The sequence below is a fragment of the Kocuria oxytropis genome, from assembly GCF_040981195.1.
Lineage (GTDB): Bacteria > Actinomycetota > Actinomycetes > Actinomycetales > Micrococcaceae > Kocuria > Kocuria oxytropis.
Window position 1 is genome coordinate 243,260 of sequence record NZ_JAVFXA010000001.1, and the last position, 17,190, is coordinate 260,449.

The 17,190-nt window shown below is 72.9% G+C and carries 15 protein-coding genes and 2 riboswitches; of the genes, 8 read left to right on the forward strand and 7 right to left on the reverse strand.

All coding sequences use genetic code 11. The features are described from left to right. The first annotated feature begins 13 nt into the window (after positions 1 to 13). The 3 genes from purL to cls all read left to right on the forward strand — a co-directional run bounded on the left by purL (position 14) and on the right by cls (position 4,460). Positions 14 to 2,311, forward strand: coding sequence for a phosphoribosylformylglycinamidine synthase subunit PurL (gene purL, locus QYM41_RS01140; RefSeq protein ID WP_368797892.1), 2,298 nt, complete (start codon positions 14 to 16; stop codon positions 2,309 to 2,311). Between the two features lie 101 nt (positions 2,312 to 2,412). Beyond that, positions 2,413 to 2,931, forward strand: a complete 519-nt coding sequence (locus QYM41_RS01145) for a GNAT family N-acetyltransferase (protein WP_368797893.1) — start codon at positions 2,413 to 2,415, stop codon at positions 2,929 to 2,931. A 35-nt stretch (positions 2,932 to 2,966) separates the two neighbouring features. Further along, a complete protein-coding gene (gene cls, locus QYM41_RS01150) occupies positions 2,967 to 4,460 on the forward strand; it encodes a cardiolipin synthase (protein WP_368797894.1) in 1,494 nt (497 codons plus the stop codon). Positions 4,461 to 4,490: 30 nt separating this feature from the next. On the opposite strand, the gene QYM41_RS01155 is transcribed toward cls, so the two are convergent. From QYM41_RS01155 to QYM41_RS01175, 5 genes are all read right to left on the reverse strand, one after another. After that, entirely contained in the window at positions 4,491 to 5,333 is an 843-nt protein-coding gene (locus QYM41_RS01155) for an anti-sigma factor (RefSeq protein WP_368797895.1), read from the reverse strand. Beyond that, complete coding sequence (locus tag QYM41_RS01160; protein WP_368797896.1) at positions 5,317 to 5,880, reverse strand: RNA polymerase sigma factor; 564 nt, start codon at positions 5,878 to 5,880, stop codon at positions 5,317 to 5,319. Before QYM41_RS01160 ends, QYM41_RS01155 begins: the two co-directional genes overlap by 17 nt. Positions 5,881 to 6,009: 129 nt before the next feature. Beyond that, positions 6,010 to 6,696 carry a class F sortase gene (locus tag QYM41_RS01165; RefSeq protein WP_368797897.1) on the reverse strand — a complete coding sequence of 229 codons (687 nt, stop codon included), beginning with the start codon at positions 6,694 to 6,696 and terminating at the stop codon, positions 6,010 to 6,012. A gap of 101 nt (positions 6,697 to 6,797) precedes the next feature. After that, positions 6,798 to 7,616, reverse strand: a complete 819-nt coding sequence (locus tag QYM41_RS01170; RefSeq protein WP_368797898.1) for a DUF4397 domain-containing protein — start codon at positions 7,614 to 7,616, stop codon at positions 6,798 to 6,800. A 306-nt stretch (positions 7,617 to 7,922) separates the two neighbouring features. Continuing rightward, positions 7,923 to 8,141: a hypothetical protein gene (locus QYM41_RS01175; protein WP_368797899.1), complete on the reverse strand. Its 219-nt coding sequence runs from the start codon at positions 8,139 to 8,141 to the stop codon at positions 7,923 to 7,925. Between the two features lie 159 nt (positions 8,142 to 8,300). Between QYM41_RS01175 and QYM41_RS01180 the strand changes: the two genes are divergently transcribed. Further along, positions 8,301 to 9,431 carry a baeRF2 domain-containing protein gene (locus tag QYM41_RS01180; RefSeq protein ID WP_368797900.1) on the forward strand — a complete coding sequence of 377 codons (1,131 nt, stop codon included), beginning with the start codon at positions 8,301 to 8,303 and terminating at the stop codon, positions 9,429 to 9,431. A gap of 207 nt (positions 9,432 to 9,638) precedes the next feature. Here the strand turns inward: QYM41_RS01180 and QYM41_RS01185 are convergent, their stop codons facing one another. After that, positions 9,639 to 11,057, reverse strand: a complete 1,419-nt coding sequence (locus QYM41_RS01185) for an LLM class flavin-dependent oxidoreductase (protein WP_368797901.1) — start codon at positions 11,055 to 11,057, stop codon at positions 9,639 to 9,641. A gap of 77 nt (positions 11,058 to 11,134) precedes the next feature. After that, positions 11,135 to 11,250, reverse strand: a riboswitch (SAM riboswitch). A gap of 70 nt (positions 11,251 to 11,320) precedes the next feature. After that, a complete protein-coding gene (locus tag QYM41_RS01190; protein ID WP_368797902.1) occupies positions 11,321 to 11,785 on the reverse strand; it encodes a CoA-binding protein in 465 nt (154 codons plus the stop codon). 157 nt (positions 11,786 to 11,942) lie between these two features. Next, positions 11,943 to 12,048, forward strand: a riboswitch (SAM riboswitch). A gap of 5 nt (positions 12,049 to 12,053) precedes the next feature. On the opposite strand from QYM41_RS01190, the gene QYM41_RS01195 reads away from it, so the two are divergent. The 4 genes from QYM41_RS01195 (at position 12,054) to QYM41_RS01210 (ending at position 17,108) form a co-directional block, all read left to right on the forward strand. After that, positions 12,054 to 12,887 (forward strand): ABC transporter ATP-binding protein, encoded by an 834-nt coding sequence (locus QYM41_RS01195; protein WP_368797903.1) that lies wholly within the window; start codon positions 12,054 to 12,056, stop codon positions 12,885 to 12,887. A 159-nt stretch (positions 12,888 to 13,046) separates the two neighbouring features. Beyond that, positions 13,047 to 14,090, forward strand: coding sequence for an aliphatic sulfonate ABC transporter substrate-binding protein (locus tag QYM41_RS01200; protein WP_368797904.1), 1,044 nt, complete (start codon positions 13,047 to 13,049; stop codon positions 14,088 to 14,090). Then, complete coding sequence (locus QYM41_RS01205) at positions 14,087 to 14,911, forward strand: ABC transporter permease (RefSeq protein WP_368797905.1); 825 nt, start codon at positions 14,087 to 14,089, stop codon at positions 14,909 to 14,911. Before QYM41_RS01200 ends, QYM41_RS01205 begins: the two co-directional genes overlap by 4 nt. Before the next feature lie 70 nt (positions 14,912 to 14,981). Further along, entirely contained in the window at positions 14,982 to 17,108 is a 2,127-nt protein-coding gene (locus tag QYM41_RS01210; protein ID WP_368798139.1) for an AMP-binding protein, read from the forward strand. The last annotated feature ends 82 nt before the right edge of the window (positions 17,109 to 17,190 follow it).

The following is a 17,190-nucleotide window of genomic DNA, read 5'->3' on the forward strand; positions in this document are numbered from 1 at the left end:
CACCGAACACTCCATGAGCGAGAAGCACTTCAACCTGGACACCGTCGAGCACGCGACGACCACCCCCGACACCGAGCTGCCCTGGGCCGAGCTGGGCCTCAAGGACAACGAGTTCGAGGAGATCCGCACGATCCTCGGCCGCCGGCCCACCGCCGCGGAGCTCGCGATGTACTCCGTCATGTGGTCCGAGCACTGCTCCTACAAGTCCTCCAAGGTCCACCTGCGCCAGTTCGGCGAGAAGGTCACCGAGGAGATGACGAAGGACCTGATGGTCGGCATCGGCGAGAACGCCGGGGTCACCGACCTCGGGGACGGCTGGGCCGTGACCTTCAAGATCGAGTCCCACAACCACCCCTCCTACGTGGAGCCCTACCAGGGCGCCGCCACGGGCGTGGGCGGGATCGTGCGCGACATCATCTCGATGGGCGCCCGGCCCGTGGCCGTGATGGACCCGCTGCGCTTCGGGGCGATCGACCACCCGGACACCGCGCGCGTGGTCCACGGCGTGGTGGCCGGCGTGGGCGGCTACGGCAACTCCCTGGGCCTGCCCAACATCGGCGGGGAGGTCGTCTTCGACTCCTGCTACCAGGGCAACCCCCTGGTCAACGCGCTCGCGGTGGGCGTGATGCGCCACGAGGACATCCGCCTCGCCAACGCCTCGGGCGTGGGCAACAAGGTGGTGCTCTTCGGCGCCCGGACGGGCGGCGACGGCATCGGCGGGGCCTCCGTGCTCGCCTCCGAGTCCTTCGACGACGCCAAGCCGTCCAAGCGCCCCGCCGTGCAGGTCGGCGACCCGTTCGCCGAGAAGGTGCTCATCGAGTGCTGCCTCGAGCTGTTCAAGAACTCGCTGGTGGAGGGCATCCAGGACCTCGGGGCGGCGGGCATCTCGTGCGCCACCTCGGAGCTGGCGTCCAACGGCGAGGGCGGCATGCACGTGGACCTCACCCGCGTGCTCCTGCGCGACCCGACCCTGACCCCGGGCGAGATCCTCATGTCGGAGTCCCAGGAGCGCATGATGGCGGTCGTGACCCCGGAGAAGGTCGAGGCCTTCGAGGCGGTCATGGCGAAGTGGGACGTGGAGCACTCCTGGATCGGTGAGGTCACCGACACCGGCCGGCTCGTGATCGAGTGGGACGACGAGGTGATCGTCGACGTCGACCCCCGCACCGTCGCCCACGAGGGGCCGGTCTACGACCGCCCGTACACCCGGCCCGCGGACCAGGACCGGCTCCAGGCCGACCACTTCTCCGGCTCGCCCGCCGACGCCTCCCGCCCCTCCGGCGCGGAGCTGAAGAACGCGGTCCTCGAGCTCATGGCCTCCCCCAACCTGTGCGCCAAGGACTGGGTCACCGACCAGTACGACCGCTACGTCCAGGGCAACACCGCCATGGCCATGCCCGACGACGCCGGGGTGGTCCGCGTGGACGAGGAGACCGGCCTCGGCGTGGCCCTGTCCACCGACTGCAACGGCCGCTACGCCTACCTCGACCCGTACGCCGGCGCGCAGCTCGCCCTGGCCGAGGCCTACCGCAACGTGGCGACCTCCGGTGCCCGCCCGGCGGCGGTCTCCGACTGCCTGAACTTCGGCTCGCCCGAGGACCCGGAGACCATGTGGCAGTTCGCCGAGGCCGTGCGCGGGCTCGCCGACGGCTGCCGGGAGCTGGGGGTGCCCGTGACGGGCGGCAACGTCTCGCTCTACAACCAGACCGGCGGCGTGGCCATCCACCCGACCCCCGTGGTGGCGATGCTGGGCGTGCTCGACGACGTGCGCCGCCGCACCCCCTCGGGCTGGCGCGAGGACGGGCAGGCGATCTACCTGCTCGGGACCACCCGGGACGAGCTGGACGGCTCCGAGTGGGCGAACCTGCGCGGGCACCTGGGCGGGCTCCCCCCGGCCGTGGACCTCGCCCGGGAGAAGCTGCTCGGCGACCTGCTGATCAACATGTCCCGCGACGGCATGATCGACGCCGCGCACGACGTCGCCGAGGGCGGCCTGGCCGCGACCCTCGCCGAGATGGCGCTGCGCTTCGACACCGGCGCGCGCATCGGGCTCGGCGAGGTGTGCGAGCGGGACGGCGTGGACCTGTTCACCATGCTCTTCTCCGAGACCCAGGGACGGGCCGTGGTGGCCGTGCCGCGCAGCGAGGAAGTACGGTTCAAGGACATGTGCACCATGCGCGCCTATCCGCACACGCGGATCGGCGTGGTGGACACGGAGAACCGCGCGCTGGACGTGCAGAGCGAGTTCGGCATCGGCCTGGACGAGCTGCGCACCGCGCACGAGGGCACCCTGCCGACGTACTTCGGCTGATCCAGCGAGGGGGCGGCGGGGGCCGCCCCCTCGCTCCTCCGGGTCCCCATCCGTCCATCGCCGGCACCGCGCCTCCCGCGCACGCAGAAAGCAGCACCAGCATGACCGAGGACCTCGAGGCCCTGCGCCCCGCACCCGTTCTGGAGACGGAACGACTCCTGCTCCGCCCCTTCACCGCCGAGGAGCTCGACGCCGTGGCGGCCGGGGAGCACGAGCCCCTCTTCGCCCACGGCTTCCCGAGCGCCGAGGACATGGACTTCGCCCGCGAGTCCCTCATGGCCGGGGGCTACTTCTTCACCGAGTCCGTGTACGCGAGGATGGCCGTGGTGGAGAAGTCCACCGGGCAGGTCATCGGCACGGCCGGCTTCGTGGGGCCCCCGATCGACCACGAGCTCGAGATCGTGGGCTCCCTCGCCGCGGACCGACGCAACCGCGGCTACGCGCAGGAGGGGTTCGCGGCGCTGCTCGGCGTCGCGTTCGCGGACCCCTCCGTGACGGGAGTCCGCGCCAGCGTGCCGGAGGACAACGCCCCGGCCGAGCAGGTGCTCCTCGCCGCGGGCTTCGTGCGCCGGGAGACCCCGGGCCCGGAGACCGACTACTTCCTGCCGCGCCCCGCGTAGCCGGGACCGTTCCACCGCGCCGCTAGGCTGGGCCCGTGCACGCGCTCCTGTTCCCCTACGACCTGCTGCCGCTCGACGGTGCGCCCGAGTGGATCCTCGTGGCCCTCGTGGTGGCGGACTGGGTCGTGCGGCTGGTGGCGCTGGGCTGGATCCCCCACAACCGGCGGCCGTCGGTCGCCCTCGCGTGGCTGCTGGCCATCGCGCTGGTGCCGGTCGTCGGCATCGTGCTGTTCCTCGTCATCGGCTCCGCCCGGCTGCCCCGGAAGCGGATGGCGATGCAGGCGACGATGAACGACGTCATCCGCGAGAACACCCCGGACTCCCACATCCTCGGCAACGCCCAGGAGGAGCTGCCGGAGTGGATCAAGTCCACGGCCGCGCTCAACTACCGTCTCGGGGCGCTGCCCATGGTCGGCGGGAACTCCTTCGAGATCCTCACCGACAACCACGAGTCCCTGCGGATCATGGCGGAGGCGGTGGACCGGGCCGTGGACTACGTCCACTTCGAGTTCTACATCGTGGCCATCGACGACACCTCCCGCGTCCTGCTGGACGCCCTGGTGCGCGCGCACGAGCGGGGGGTCCGGGTCCGCGTGCTCATCGACCACCTCGGCTCGGTCGGCTATCCCGGCTACGCCGAGATGGTCCGGGAGTTCGACCGGGTCGGCTTCCCGTGGCGGCGCATGCTCCCCGTCCGCCCCTGGAAGGGCGAGTGGCAGCGGCCCGACCTGCGCAACCACCGCAAGATCCTCGTGATCGACGGCGCCCTCGCCTTCACCGGCTCGCAGAACATCATCCACCGCTCCTACAACAAGCGGAAGAACCTGCGGAAGGGCCTCGAGTGGAAGGACCTGATGATCCGGTGCACGGGCCCCGTGGTCGCCGAGCTCAACGCCCTGTTCACGAGCGACTGGTACTCGGAGACGGGCGACCTCCTGCTCGACGAGGCCACCCGGGAGCTGCCGGACGTGGAGGGAGCCGTGTTCGCCCAGGTGCTGCCGTCCGGGCCCGGGTTCGACACGGAGAACAACCTCCGGCTGTTCAACCACCTGATCTACAACGCCAACGAGCGGATCGTCATCTCCAGCCCGTACTTCGTCCCGGACGAGTCGCTGATGCACGCGCTGACCACCGAGGCGCAGTCCGGGGTGGACGTGCAGCTGTTCGTGGGCGAGACCTCGGACCACTTCCTCGCCTACCACGCCCAGAACTCCTACTACCAGGAGCTCGTCGCGGCCGGGGTGAAGATCTACCGGTACCGCTCCCCCACCGTGCTGCACGCGAAGTTCGTGCTCGTGGACGACTACGTCTCCGTGATCGGCTCCTCCAACATGGACGAACGCTCCTTCGCCCTGGACCTGGAGGTCTCGGTCTACATCGTGGACCGGGACTTCCGGCGGCGGATGGACGCGGTGGTCGCCGAGTTCCACGAGGCCAGCACCCTGCTGGACATCGAGGAGTGGAACCGCAGGCCCCTGTGGCACAAGTACGCCGACAACGTGGCCCGGCTGACCTCGGCGCTGCTCTGACCTCGGCGCCGCACTGACGCCGGCCGGCGCTCAGGCCTCCAGGACGCCGCGCACGATCGAGTCCCCGGAGTGCGTGGGGTCGCCGTCGATCGGCTCGTTGGAGACGTCGACCACCGGGAACTCCCCCACGTCCAGGTTCTCGGGCAGCACGAACACGGCCTCGTCCCCGGCCATCACCCCGAGACTGACCATGCGCTGCGCGTCCGGGGCGAGCAGCCAGACCTCTTTGAACCCGTCCACGGCGGCGGGATCGGTCCGCACCACCAGCTGCCGGGTCCCGTCCGGGCGCTCGTCGACCTCGGCCGAGCCACGGGCGCTGTAGCCCTCCAGCGGCTCCAGCTCGGCGGTCGCCAGCACCGTGGGGTCGGGCTCCAGGCCCACCCGCTGGGCGCCCCACACGGAGAGCCCGCCCACGAACAGCGCCGCCGCAGCGGCGGCCGCGGCCAGCGGGTACGGCACCCCGCGCCGGGGCCTGCGCCGGCGCGCGTCCAGGTCGACGACGCCCGCCCCGCCGCGGCTCCCCCCGCCCTCGGACGGGGACGGGCGGTCGGACGGTGAAGCGTCGTCGACCGGTGCCGCGAGGCCGGACGACGGGCCCACGGCCGCACGGCCCTGGGCGCCGGTCCGGGAGCCGGCGAGCGGGTCGTCGGCGACGTCGGCGGACAGACCCAGCTCGGCGTGGATGGCGGCCCAGACCTCGGGACCGGGTGCCGCCAGGGCCGGCTCCGGGGCCCGTCCGGCGCGCACGACACGCTCCAGGGACGCGAGTTCCGCCGCGCAGTCGGGGCAGGCGTCGAGATGCTGCTGGTTCCGGGGGTCTCGGGTCTCACCCAGAGCCAGGAGCGTCAGCGACTCCTCACTCAGGTGTTCCATGACCGTCTCCCAATCGTGTTCGTAGGTTCGTGAGGCCGCGCCTCAGATGACTCTTGACCGTGCCCAGGGGCAGGTCCAGGTGCTGGGCGATCTGCTGGTGCGTGAGCTCCTCGTAGAAGGCCAGCGCCATGATCGTCGAGCGGGGCGGCCCGAGCCGTTCGACCTCCGCGCGCACCACCAGCCGGTCCACCAGCACGTCCGACTCCTCGTGCCGCGGCTCCCGGTCGGTGCGCACCGCGTCCGCCTGCCGCCGCTCCGCCTCGCGGCCGGCGTTCCTCGCCGCGTCGGCGATGCAGTTGCGGGCGATGCCGATGAGCCAGGCCGGGGCCGAGGAGTGCTCGGGCCGGTACCCGGAGCGGTACTTCCACGCCCGGATGAAGACCTCCTGCACCACGTCGTCGGCGCCCGCGTCGTCGCGCAGGGCCCGGACGGCGAGCCCCCGGATGACCCCGGCGCAGTGCCGGTACGCGGCACTGAGCGCCTGCTCGTCCCCCGCGGCGAACGCGGTGTCGAGCTCGGGTCCCCAGTCCGGGGGCGGCGTCGGCATCGTGGGCGGGCTCCTCGTGGGCCGGAGGTCGTGGTGGCGGGCGAGCGCGCGGGGTGCGCGCGTCCGTCTCGTGTCCAGCCTAGTGGACACCGGCCAAGCGGTCATGCGCCTCTCGCCTCCGTCAGCCGCTCAGGGCACCGGGACCGCCCGCAGCACCACGTTGTCCTCGTAGTCCCCGATGTCCTCGAGCCACTCCCCGCCGCACGTCACGAGGTGGAGCACGGGCTCGCCGGTGCGGCGGAACAGGTCCGCCTCGGCGAGGGACGTCTTGTGCACGTGCCGGACGGACTCGGTGCGGTAGCGCTGGACGCTGCCGTCCGCGCGCTCCACCCTGATCTCCGCCCCGACCGGCACGTCCTTCAGCTGGGCCATCGGGGTGATCTCGGTGAGGGTGTCGACGTGGCCGGCGACGACCGCGGCTCCCTCGTCCGCCCCGGGGGCCGGACCGTACCGGTACCAGCCCAGCTCCACGTGGTTGTCCGGGATGGTCATGGCGCCGTTGTCCTCCACTCCCACGGGGACCACCGGCATGTCGATCGGCGACCCGTCCACGACCACCCGCACCGGGGCGGGGATCCTCTCGACGGGGGCCTGGGTCGCGGGGGCCACCGGGATCTCCGCGGGGGCGACGGCGACCTGCGCCGCGCCCTCCGCGGGGACCGGACGGTCGGGGCCGGCCAGTGCCGGCACCGCCTCCTCGCCCGGGTATGGTCCCGCCGCCAGGGAGTACGCGGTCGGCGACCCCCCGTCCTCCGGGAGGGCGGTGACGGCCGCTGCCGCGAGCAGGGACACCGAGGCGACCGCCCCGGCACCCACCGCCGCCAGACGACGACGACGGGTGCCGGGAACTGCCGGTCCGGGTGCGCGGTGGGCCCCAGCCTGCCGCGCACCCGGACCGAGCCTGTCGGAACCGCTCACTACCGGCGGTTGCCCGCGAGCACCCGGCGGGCGCCGAACGCCGCGCCGATCAGCCCGAGCGCACCGGCGGCCGCGAGGCCGGCGGTCAGCATCGTGCGCTGCTCCTGGGCCGCGAGACCGGACTGGCCGCCCGGCACGGCCTCGGGCGCCTGCTCCATGCCCTCCAGGGTCTGGACGGCGAGAGCCAGGTTCCCGGCCTCGAGGGAGCCCCACGCGTACACGATGTTGTGGGTGCCCTCGGCCAGCTCCAGATCCGCCGGGCCGATGACGGGCTCGGTGGTGCCCGCGGCGGCCACGGACGCCGAGACGGTGCCGGCGTCGACCGGCAGGGTCTCCTCGTTCGGGTTCTCGAGGCCCTGGATGATCGGCTGGCCGCCGGCCAGGACGTCGACGGCCGGGGCCGCCGCCACGTGCCGGACGGTCAGGTGCGACTTCCCGGCCTCGATCTCCGACATGTCGTTGGTGAACAGGGCGGCGGTCGGGTTGCCCTCGACGTCGAGGTGCGCGGCGGCCGTGTAGCTCATGCCGGACTGCAGGTCCGCCGTGACGGGCCCGATGATCGGCTCCGAGGCGTCGGCGGCGTCGGGGGCCGTGATGGCCAGGTCGTAGCTGCCAGCGGGCAGCTCCAGCGGGCCGGCCAGCGTGCCCGGCGCGAAGTCGTCGAGGGTGAGCTCACCGTTGACGTAGACGTCCACGACGGTGTCGGGGACACCGTGGAGCACGGACAGCTCCGCGTGCTCGGCGGCGAACGCCGGGCTCATGCTGAGGGCACCGGCACCGAGGCCGAGGACTGCTGCGGCGGAAAGGGTCTTGCGCATGGTAACTGCTCCTTGAACGGGCTCCCTGGCGGAAGCGGAATCGACCTTGCACCCGTACTACCGCCGCCGACCCCTCCGTGGATGCAGCAGGTCACATTTTTTTTCGAGACCTTCCTGCCGGCCCGTTCACGCACCGCCGGGAGGGGGCACGGGCCACGGCTCCCGGGGCACTCCGCCGGGCCGCTCCACCCGGACCGCTCCACCCGGACCGCTTCGCCCGGACCGCTTCGCCCGGACCGCTCCGGCCGGACCGCCCCCGCCGGGTGAGGACCGCGCGGGGGCTGACCTCCCCGCGCGGCCCCCGGGTCACTCCATCTCGAGAGAGGAGGCCTCCTCCGGCTCCTCGAGCACGACCTCCTGGTCCTGCTCCTCGAGGTCGGCCGGGTTGGCCTCCAGGGAGGACGCCTCCGAGCGCTCGTGCTCGTGCACCGGCGCCTCGTCGTCCTGGCCGGCCGACTCCGGCGGCTCGGCCTCGATCGACTGCTCGAGCCGGTCGGCCTCGTCGTACTCGGGTACGTCGCTCATGCGTGCCTCCTGCGTCGTGGGACCACGGGACCACCGGTCGGGCGACCGGCCGTGTGCCTCCGACCCTACTCGCCGGGACCTCTGTTCCCAGTCCCCGAAGGGTCGGATAACGTGGTCTGCACCACAGGAAGCACCGCTCGAGAGCAGGAGTTGTCCACCATGACGAGCCGATTCCACCGCTACGCCGAACTGTTCAGGAGCAAGGGGCCCTGGTGCACCGTCTACACGGACATCAGCACCGGAACCGTCGACTCGTTGCACGCCATCGACGTCCTGCCCGAGAACATCTGCCGGGAGCTGGAGCGCCAGGGCGCGAGCAAGGCCGATCTCGCCGCGGTGGAGGCCGCCGTGCGGCCGGCCGAGGGCGTGCCGGACCCGGTGTGCCGATACCTGCTGGTGCGCGACGGCACCGTGGAGATCGACGAGGTCCTCCCCGGCCCCCGCGCCGGCCGCGGCGTCATCCAGGTGGAGCAGGTCCCGGACCTCACTCCCCTGTTCCGGCACCGCCCGGACGACTTCCCCTACGTGGTCGCCGAGGTCGGCCGGGACGGCGGCGAGATCTGCCTGCAGTACGCCAGCCGTGTCCGCGCCACGGACGAGCAGCAGATCGAGGGAGAGACCGAGCACCTGAAGAAGTTCCCGGGGGGCGGCTGGTCCCAGGGACGCTGGCAGCGGCACACCGAGGACGTGTGGCGGCGCAACACGGAGCAGGTGGCCGGGCAGATCGACAAGGTCGTGGCCGAGAGCGGGGCGCAGCTCGTGGTGCTGGCCGGCGACATGCGGGCCCGGGGCCTGGTCGAAGAGCAGCTGTCCAAGGCGAGCCGCGCGATGCTGAGCGTCGTGGACGCCAACACCCGCGCGGGGGGCAGCCAGTCCGCCGACTTCGACCACCAGGTCGAGGAGCGCGTGGCGGAGGTCGTCGCCCACCGTCAGCAGGAGCTGCTCGAGCGGCTCGCGGAGCAGCAGGGGCGGTCCGGTGCCACCGCCGTCTCCGGCATGGGGCCGGTGGTCTCGGCCCTGCAGCAGGCGCAGGCGGAGACGCTGCTCATCGACGACACCCACCTGGACACCGAGCAAGAGCTCATCGCCCTGGACGCCGAGCCCTGGATCGCCCTCCAGGAGTCGGACTCCGTGGGCGCCGGCGTCCTCGGCCGGGTCTCCGCCGACGCCGCCCTGGTGCGCGCCGCGGTGCTGACCGACGGCCGCCCCGTCTTCGTGCCGCCCGGGGCGCTGCCCGACGGCACGGACGTGGCGGCCCTGCTGCGCTGGGCCGCCGCACCGGCCTCCTGACCGGTCCACAGCACGAGGGGCCCCGCGCCGGCGCGGGGCCCCTCGTGCGTCCTGCTCCCGGGACCACGGCGCGGACCGGGCTCGTGGCGCGAGCGTCTCGCTCCGGACCCCGGGGCGGGGAGCCGGCTCGTGGCCGGGGCCCCGCGACCGGGGATCACGGGCGGGGAGCAGGCCCACGACCGGGGACCACGGGGCGGGGAGCCCCGCTCAGGAGATCAGCGCACGGGCGGGAGTGTCCGCGGCGGAGGGCTTGCCCGCGTAGGCGCCGCGCTGGGCGGCGGCCGGGTGGGTGTCGAGCACCTTGGTCCGGCCCTTGCCGTAGAGGTTCTCGCGCAGCGTGGTGCCCTCGTAGCCGGTCCGGTACCGGCCGCGCTTCTGCAGCTCCGGCACGACCCACTCCACGAAGTCCTCGAAGGAGCCCGGGGAGACGTGGTAGGCGAGGTTGATGCCGTCCAGCCCGCCGTCGTCGATCCACCGCTCGAGCTCGTCGGCGACGGTCTGCGGGGAGCCCACGATCGGCACGCCCATGCCGCCCATCGAGATGTGCTTGGCGACCTCCTTCACGGTCCACTTCTTGTGCGGGTCGGCGGTGGTGAACGGGGTCAGGAAGGACTGGATGGACTCGGTCTTGATGTACTCCAGGACGTCGTTCTCGTCGTAGCGGCCCAGGTCCACCCCGGACCAGCCGCCCACGAGGCCCAGCGCGCCGTCGGTGTCCGCGTACCGCTCGTAGTCCCGGCGCTTCTGCTCGGCCTTCGCGTCGGTCTCGTCGACGATCACGTGCAGCATCGCGAAGATCTTGAGGTCGTCCCGGCCCCGGCCGCTGGCCTCCGCCTCGTCGCGGAGCTTGTCGGTGACCACGCGGGTCAGGTCCGGGCGGATGCCGCCCACGAAGACGGCCTCCGCGTGGCGGCCGGCGAACGCGCGCCCGCGGGAGGAGGCCCCGGCCTGGAAGATCAGCGGCGTGCGCTGCGGCGACGGCTCGGTCAGCCCGATGCCCGGCACGTCGAAGTACGTGCCGTGGTGCTGGATCGGGTGCACGAGCGCCGGGTCGGCGAAGATCCCGTTCGCCCGGTCGCGCTTGACCGCCCCGTCCTCCCAGGAGCCCTCCCAGAGCTTGTAGCAGACCTCCATGAACTCCTCGGCGATCTCGTAGCGCTCGTCGTGCGAGATCTGCTCCGTGAGCCCGTGGTTCTCCGCCGCGGACTTCAGGTAGGACGTCACCACGTTGAAGCCCATCCGGCCCTTCGTCAGGTGGTCCAGGGTCGCGAACTTCCGGGCCAGCGGGTACGGCTGCTCGTAGGTGATCGCGCTGGTCACGCCGAAGCCGAGGTGCTTCGTGACGGCCGCCATCGCCGAGATCTGCATGAACGGGTCGTTGACCGGGATCTGGGTGGCGTCCCGGATCACCGGGGCCGCCGAGTTCTGGTAGACGTCGTAGTAGCCGACCACGTCGGCGAGGAACAGCGCGTCGAACAGGCCCTTCTCCAGCAGCTGGGCCACGTCCGTCCAGTACTCGATGGTGTTGTACTCGTCCGCCCGGGAGCGGGGGTGCTTCCACAGGCCGGGGGCCTGGTGACCCACGCAGGTCATGTCGAAGGCGTTCAGGGCGATGCGCTTGCTCATGGGTGGTCCTCCCGGATCGATGCCGACCCGCGCCCGTGCGTCGTGGAGACCTGCTCGCGGGTCCGACGCACTGCTGGGCGCCGTACTTGCCGCGGAGCGTTGTGCACCACGGCCCGATGTTCATCTGGGGCACCCCGCTACGGGAGAGGGTTGCCGTCCGACCAGCCAGAGCTTCGCGTCGGATCTCGTCATCGTCGTCGGGGAACAGCTTAGCCGGTCGTCCCGGACCCGGCGCAAGCCTGTCCGCGCGGATCGGTGCCGGCTCAGACGGGCGGAGCGAGCGGCGGTGTCCGGGACGGGTCCAGGGTCCAGCCCCGCCGGAGCCGGGCGCGGACCTCGATCAGGGGGCAGGTGTCCACCACCACGTCGAGCCCGGCCCGTTCCGCCCGCGCGACCGCGGCCTCGTCCACCACGCCGAGCTGCAGCCACACCGCCGCCGCACCGGCGGCGACGGCCTGGTCCACGACAGCGCCGACACGGCGGGAGTTGACGAAGCAGTCCACGACGTCGATCGGCCCCGGCACCTCGGCGAGGGTGCGGAAGCCCGGCTCGCCGTGCACCGGTTCGCCCTTCGGGTTCACCGGGACGATGGTCATGCCGAGCTCGTTCCGGATCCGCCGTGCGACCGAGTGCGCGGGGCGGGTCGTGGTGCCGGTCAGCCCCACCACGGCCCACCGGCCGGGCCGGCTCAGGAGACGGTCGATGACGGCGGGATCGTTGCGGCTCATGCCCCCACCCTTCCACGCCCCTCCGCCTTTCCCGCGAGATGGCAGCTGGCGGCCACCGGGGCGCGGTGCTCGGTCGCCGTCAGCTGCCATCTCGCGGGAAGGGCGGGAGGGTGGTGGGATTTGCCAGGGGGGACGCCGAGGACGTTCAATGAAGGCGTCACCATCCGGAGCGGCTGAGAGACCTGGCTCGTCGACGTCGCAGCAACCGGCACGGATCCCTTCTGATCCTCCGCGCGAGGTGCTAATGCCAGGACCGATGGAGTTGATCATGAGCACTTCTCTGCGCAGTCCTGCGCCGCCCACCGCCCCGAGCACCCCCAAACGCGCGTTCCCCGTGGTGTTCGAGCACGTCGGCAAGGTCTTCCCGGCAGGTCACGAGACGCACCACGTCCTGCGGGACGTGGACGTCTCGGTGCGCCCCGGTGAGGTCCTGGCGATCCTGGGGCCCTCGGGCTGCGGCAAGTCCACCCTGCTGCGGGCCGCGGCCGGTCTCGACACCGCCTCGAGCGGCCGGGTGCTCATCGACGGCACCCCCGTGTCCGGCATCGACCCCCGCTGCGCGGTCGCCTTCCAGGAGCCCCGCCTGCTGCCCTGGCGCTCCGTGCGCGAGAACGTCCGCCTGGGCCTGCCCCGCGGGCTGCCCCGGGACGAGGGCGACGCCGTGATCGACGACCTCCTGCGCCTGGTCGGGCTCACGGCGCACGCGGGCCACCGCCCGCGGGCGATCTCCGGCGGCATGGCCCAGCGCGCGTCCCTGGCCCGGGCCCTGGCCCGCGACCCCGGGGTCCTGCTGCTCGACGAGCCCTTCGGCGCGCTCGACGCCCTGACCCGCCTGCAGATGCAGGACCTGCTGCTCACGGTCCACGCGGCCCGGCCCACCACCGTCCTGCTGGTCACCCACGACGTCGACGAGGCCCTGCAGCTCGCCGACCGGATCGTGGTCCTGGGCCGGAGCGGGCCCACCGCTCCCGCCTCGATCAGCACGGTGCTCGCCGTCCCCGGCGAGCGCCCCCGGGACCGGGCCTCCGAGGTCCTCGCCGAGCTGCGCGTGCAGCTGCTGGGCCACCTGGGTGTCGACGCCCACCACTCCGCGACCCGCTGACCCGGCCCGCCTGCTCCGCCCCTGATCCGCGCGCGGCACCCGCCCGCACCGGCCGGCCCGTCCGCTCCGCACCGCACCGCTCCGCTCGAAACGCACCGCACCGCACCGACTCACCCCGCACCGCACCGCCCCGCCCCGCCCCGTTCGAAAGGCTCCGCCATGCCCCTCTCCCCGCGCTCCGCCCGCACGATCCCCGCCCTCGCCGCCGTCCTGGCCCTCGGACTGACCGGCTGCATGGCCGGTGAGGGCTCCGGAGAGGAGCCCGCCGAGGCCGCCGGGGGCGGCACCGTCCGCGTGGACTGGGCCACCTACAACCCGCTGTCCGTGGTGATCAAGGAGAAGGGCTGGCTCGAGGCCGCGTTCGCCGAGGAGGGCACCGAGGTGGAGTGGGTGCAGTCCGCCGGGTCGAACAAGGCCAACGAGGCGCTGCGCGCGGAAGCCGTGGACGTCGGCTCCACCGCGGGCTCCGCGGCGCTGCTGGCCCGCAGCAACGGCACCCCGATCAAGGTGATCGACCTGTACTCGCAGCCGGAGTGGTCCGCCCTGGTCACCGCGCCCGGCACCGGGGTGCAGGAGGTCACGGACCTCGCGGGCCGGACCGTGGCCGCGACCAAGGGCACCGACCCGTACTTCTTCCTGCTCCAGGCCCTCGATGAGGCCGGGGTGGCCGCCGAGGACGTGACGATCCAGAACCTGCAGCACGCCGACGGCCGTGCCGCCCTGGAGAACGGCCAGGTGGACGCCTGGGCCGGGCTCGACCCGATCATGGCCGCCGCGGAGGAGAACGGCGCGGAGCTGTTCTACCGCAACGTCGACTTCAACACCTACGGCTTCCTCAACGCCCACGAGAACTTCCTCGAGGAGCGGCCCGAGGCCGCCCAGACCGTGGTGGACGTGTACGCCCACGCCCGGCAGTGGGCGCAGGAGAACCCCGCCGAGACCGCGCAGCTGCTGTCCGAGGCGGCCGGGATCGAGCTGTCCGTGGCCGAGGCCGTGCTCGAGCGCACCAATCTGGACATCGACCACGTGCCCGGCGAGGAGCAGCTGGCCGTGCTCGAGAAGGTCGGACCGATCTTCGTCGAGTCGGACGACGTCGCCGACCAGGAGCAGATCGACGAGGCCCTCGGGAGCATCGTGGAGAGCTCCTACGCCGAGAACGCCGACGCCTCCCGCGCCGCCGAGCTGATCGAGGGCGGGCAGTGACGTCGCCGCAGGCGCCCGCCGAGGAGACCGGACGCGCCGAGGACGCCCCTGTCACGCCGACCCGCCGGCGTGGGCCGCTGCTGCGCACCGGGCTGGGCCTGCTGCTGCCCGTGGCGCTGCTGGCGCTGTGGCACCTGCTGTCCACCGCCGGGGTGTTCAGCCCCGTGCAGCTGCCGGCCCCGCTCGCGGTGCTCGAGGCCGGGATCGGCCTGCTGTCCGGCGGGGACCTCTGGACCCACGTGGGCATCTCGACCCAGCGGGTGCTGATCGGGTTCCTGGTGGGCGCCGGGCTCGGGCTCGTGGCCGGGTCCTTCATCGGCCTCTCCCGCTGGGGCTCCACGCTGGTGGGGCCCACGATCGGGGCGTTCCGCGCGGTGCCGTCCCTGGCGTGGGTGCCGCTGCTGCTGCTGTGGATCGGTCTGGGCGAGGACTCGAAGGTCACGCTGGTGGCGATCGGGGCGTTCTTCCCCGTCTACACCACCGTCTCCGCGGCACTGCAGCACGTGGACCGCAACCTCATCGAGGCGGCGCGGGCCTTCGGGCTCCACGGACTGCGCCTGCTGACCACGGTGCAGCTGCCCGCCGTCATGCCGTCGGTCATCTCGGGCCTGCGCCTGGCCCTGGCCCAGGCGTGGCTGTTCCTGGTGGCCGCCGAGCTGCTGGGGGCCTCGATGGGACTGGGCTGGCTGCTCACCGACTCGCAGAACAACGGGCGCACCGACCGCCTGCTGCTGGCCATCGTCCTGCTCGCGGTGCTCGGCAAGCTCTCCGACGCGCTGCTGGGAGTGTTCGAGCGGTGGGCCGTCCAGAAGTGGGCCTGAGGCAGCACCCGTGACACACCCATCTGCGACGGTGGAGACCACCCCGCACGACGACGAAGGACCCGACACCGTGAGCTTCAGCTGGAGCGACCCGCTCTCCCCCACCCCCAACCCCGCCCTGGTCTCCGAGGAGGCCCGGACCGCCTTCTGGGAGGGCCAGGCCTCCCGCCTGGACTGGGCCGAGCCGTGGACCACGGCGCACCGCTTCGAGCGGCCGCGGCGGATCGGCGAGGACGAGGACGGCGCCCCCACCTGGTCGGTGCCGGAGATCGCGTGGTTCGAGGGCGGGAAGCTCAACGTGGCCCACAACTGCGTGGACCGCCACGTCGAGGCCGGCCGCGGCGCCCACGTGGCCCTGTACTTCGAGGGCGAGCCCGGGGACCGGCTGGTCTACACCTACGCCGACCTGCAGCGCGAGGTCTCCCGCGCCGCCAACGCCCTGCTGGCGCTGGGCGTGGAGCAGGGCGACCGGGTGGTGATCTACCTTCCCGTCATCCCGGAGACCGTCATCATCACCCTGGCCTGCGCCCGCATCGGCGCGGTGCACTCGCTGGTCTTCGGCGGGTTCTCCGCCGAGGCGCTGCGGTTCCGGGTGGAGGACACGGGCGCGAAGGTCCTCGTGACCACGGACGGGCAGCACCGGCGCGGGGCCGTGGTGCCCGTGAAGGCCGACGCCGACGAGGCCTGCAGCGGCGACAACGCGATCGAGCACGTCGTCGTCGTGCGCCGCACCTCCCGCCCCGGCCGTACGGACCTGCCCCGGGGCACCCGGGGGACGCACTCCAAGGACGAGGACGCGGTCCCGTGGACCCGCGGGCGGGACGTGTGGTGGCACGAGCTGGTCGCCGAGCAGTCCGACGTGCACGTGCCCCAGGCGTTCGACGCCGAGACGCCGCTGTTCATCATCTACACCTCCGGCACCACCGGCAGGCCCAAGGGCCTGGTGCACACGATGGGCGGCTACCTCGTCCAGGCCGCGTACACGCACGCCCTGCTGTTCGACCTGCTGCCCGACGTCGAGGACGCCGGGGGCGAGCTGCGCCCCGACGAGCTGGCCACCGTCAACGACCCCGCCAAGGTCGACTCGACCGTCCACTGGTGCACGGCCGACCTCGCGTGGGTCACCGCGCACACCTACGAGATCTACGGCCCCCTGGTCAACGGCGTGTCCGAGGTGATCTACGAGGGCACCCCGAACACCCCGCACTGGGGCCGGCACCTCGAGGTGATCGAGCGCTACGGCGTCACGACCTACTACACGGCGCCCACGCTGGTCCGCTCCCTCATGGGCGCGTTCCCGAAGGGCGTGCCACCGCTCTACAACCTCAACTCCATCCGACTGCTCGGCTCCGTGGGCGAGTCGATCAACCCCGAGGCCTGGCGCTGGCTGCGCGCGCAGCTGGGCCGGGACGAGGTCCCGTTCGTGGACACGTGGTGGCAGTCCGAGACCGGCGCCACCGTGATGTCCCCCCGTCCGCACGACCCGCAGTTCGCGCCCCCGGGGACGTTCGACGACGGGGCGCCGCGCACCGCCCCGAAGCCCGGCTGCGCCACACGGGCGGTCCCGGGGATCTCCACCCGCGTGGTGGACGAGGACGGGCAGACCGTGCCGCCGGGGGTGCAGGGCTTCGTGGTGGTGGACCGGACCGGGCCGTCGATGGCCCGCACCGTGTGGGGCGACCCGCAGCGCTACCTCTCCTCCTACTGGCAGGCCTACGCCGAGCAGGGCTGGTTCCTGGCCGGGGACGGGGCCCGCTACGACGAGGAGGGCGACATCTACATCCTCGGCCGGGTGGACGACGTCATCAACGTCTCCGGGCACCGGCTGTCCACCATCGAGATCGAGTCGGCGCTCGTCACCCACCCCTGGGTCCTGGAGGCCGGCGCGGCGCCGGTGCGCGACGAGCTGACCGGGCACGCGGTGCTCGCCTGCGTGGTGCTCGCCCCCGAGGCCGTGCGGGTCCCGGCGGACGAGCTGACCGCCGTGCTGCGGGAGCACGTGGCGCACGAGATCGGCCCCGTCGCCAAGCCCCGGGCGGTCGTGGCCGTCCCCGACCTGCCGAAGACCCGCTCCGGGAAGATCACCCGCCGCCTGCTCGCGCAGCTGTGGGAGGGGGCGCCGCTGGGCGACCGGTCCTCGCTGCAGAACGAGGAGTCGCTGGACCGGATCGCCGAGGTCCTCGCCGCCCGGCGGTAGCACCCCCGCGAGGGGTCGCCTCCGGTGCTCCTCACGCGCGAGGGGTCGCTTCCGGCGCCCCTCACGCGCGAGGGGTCGCTTC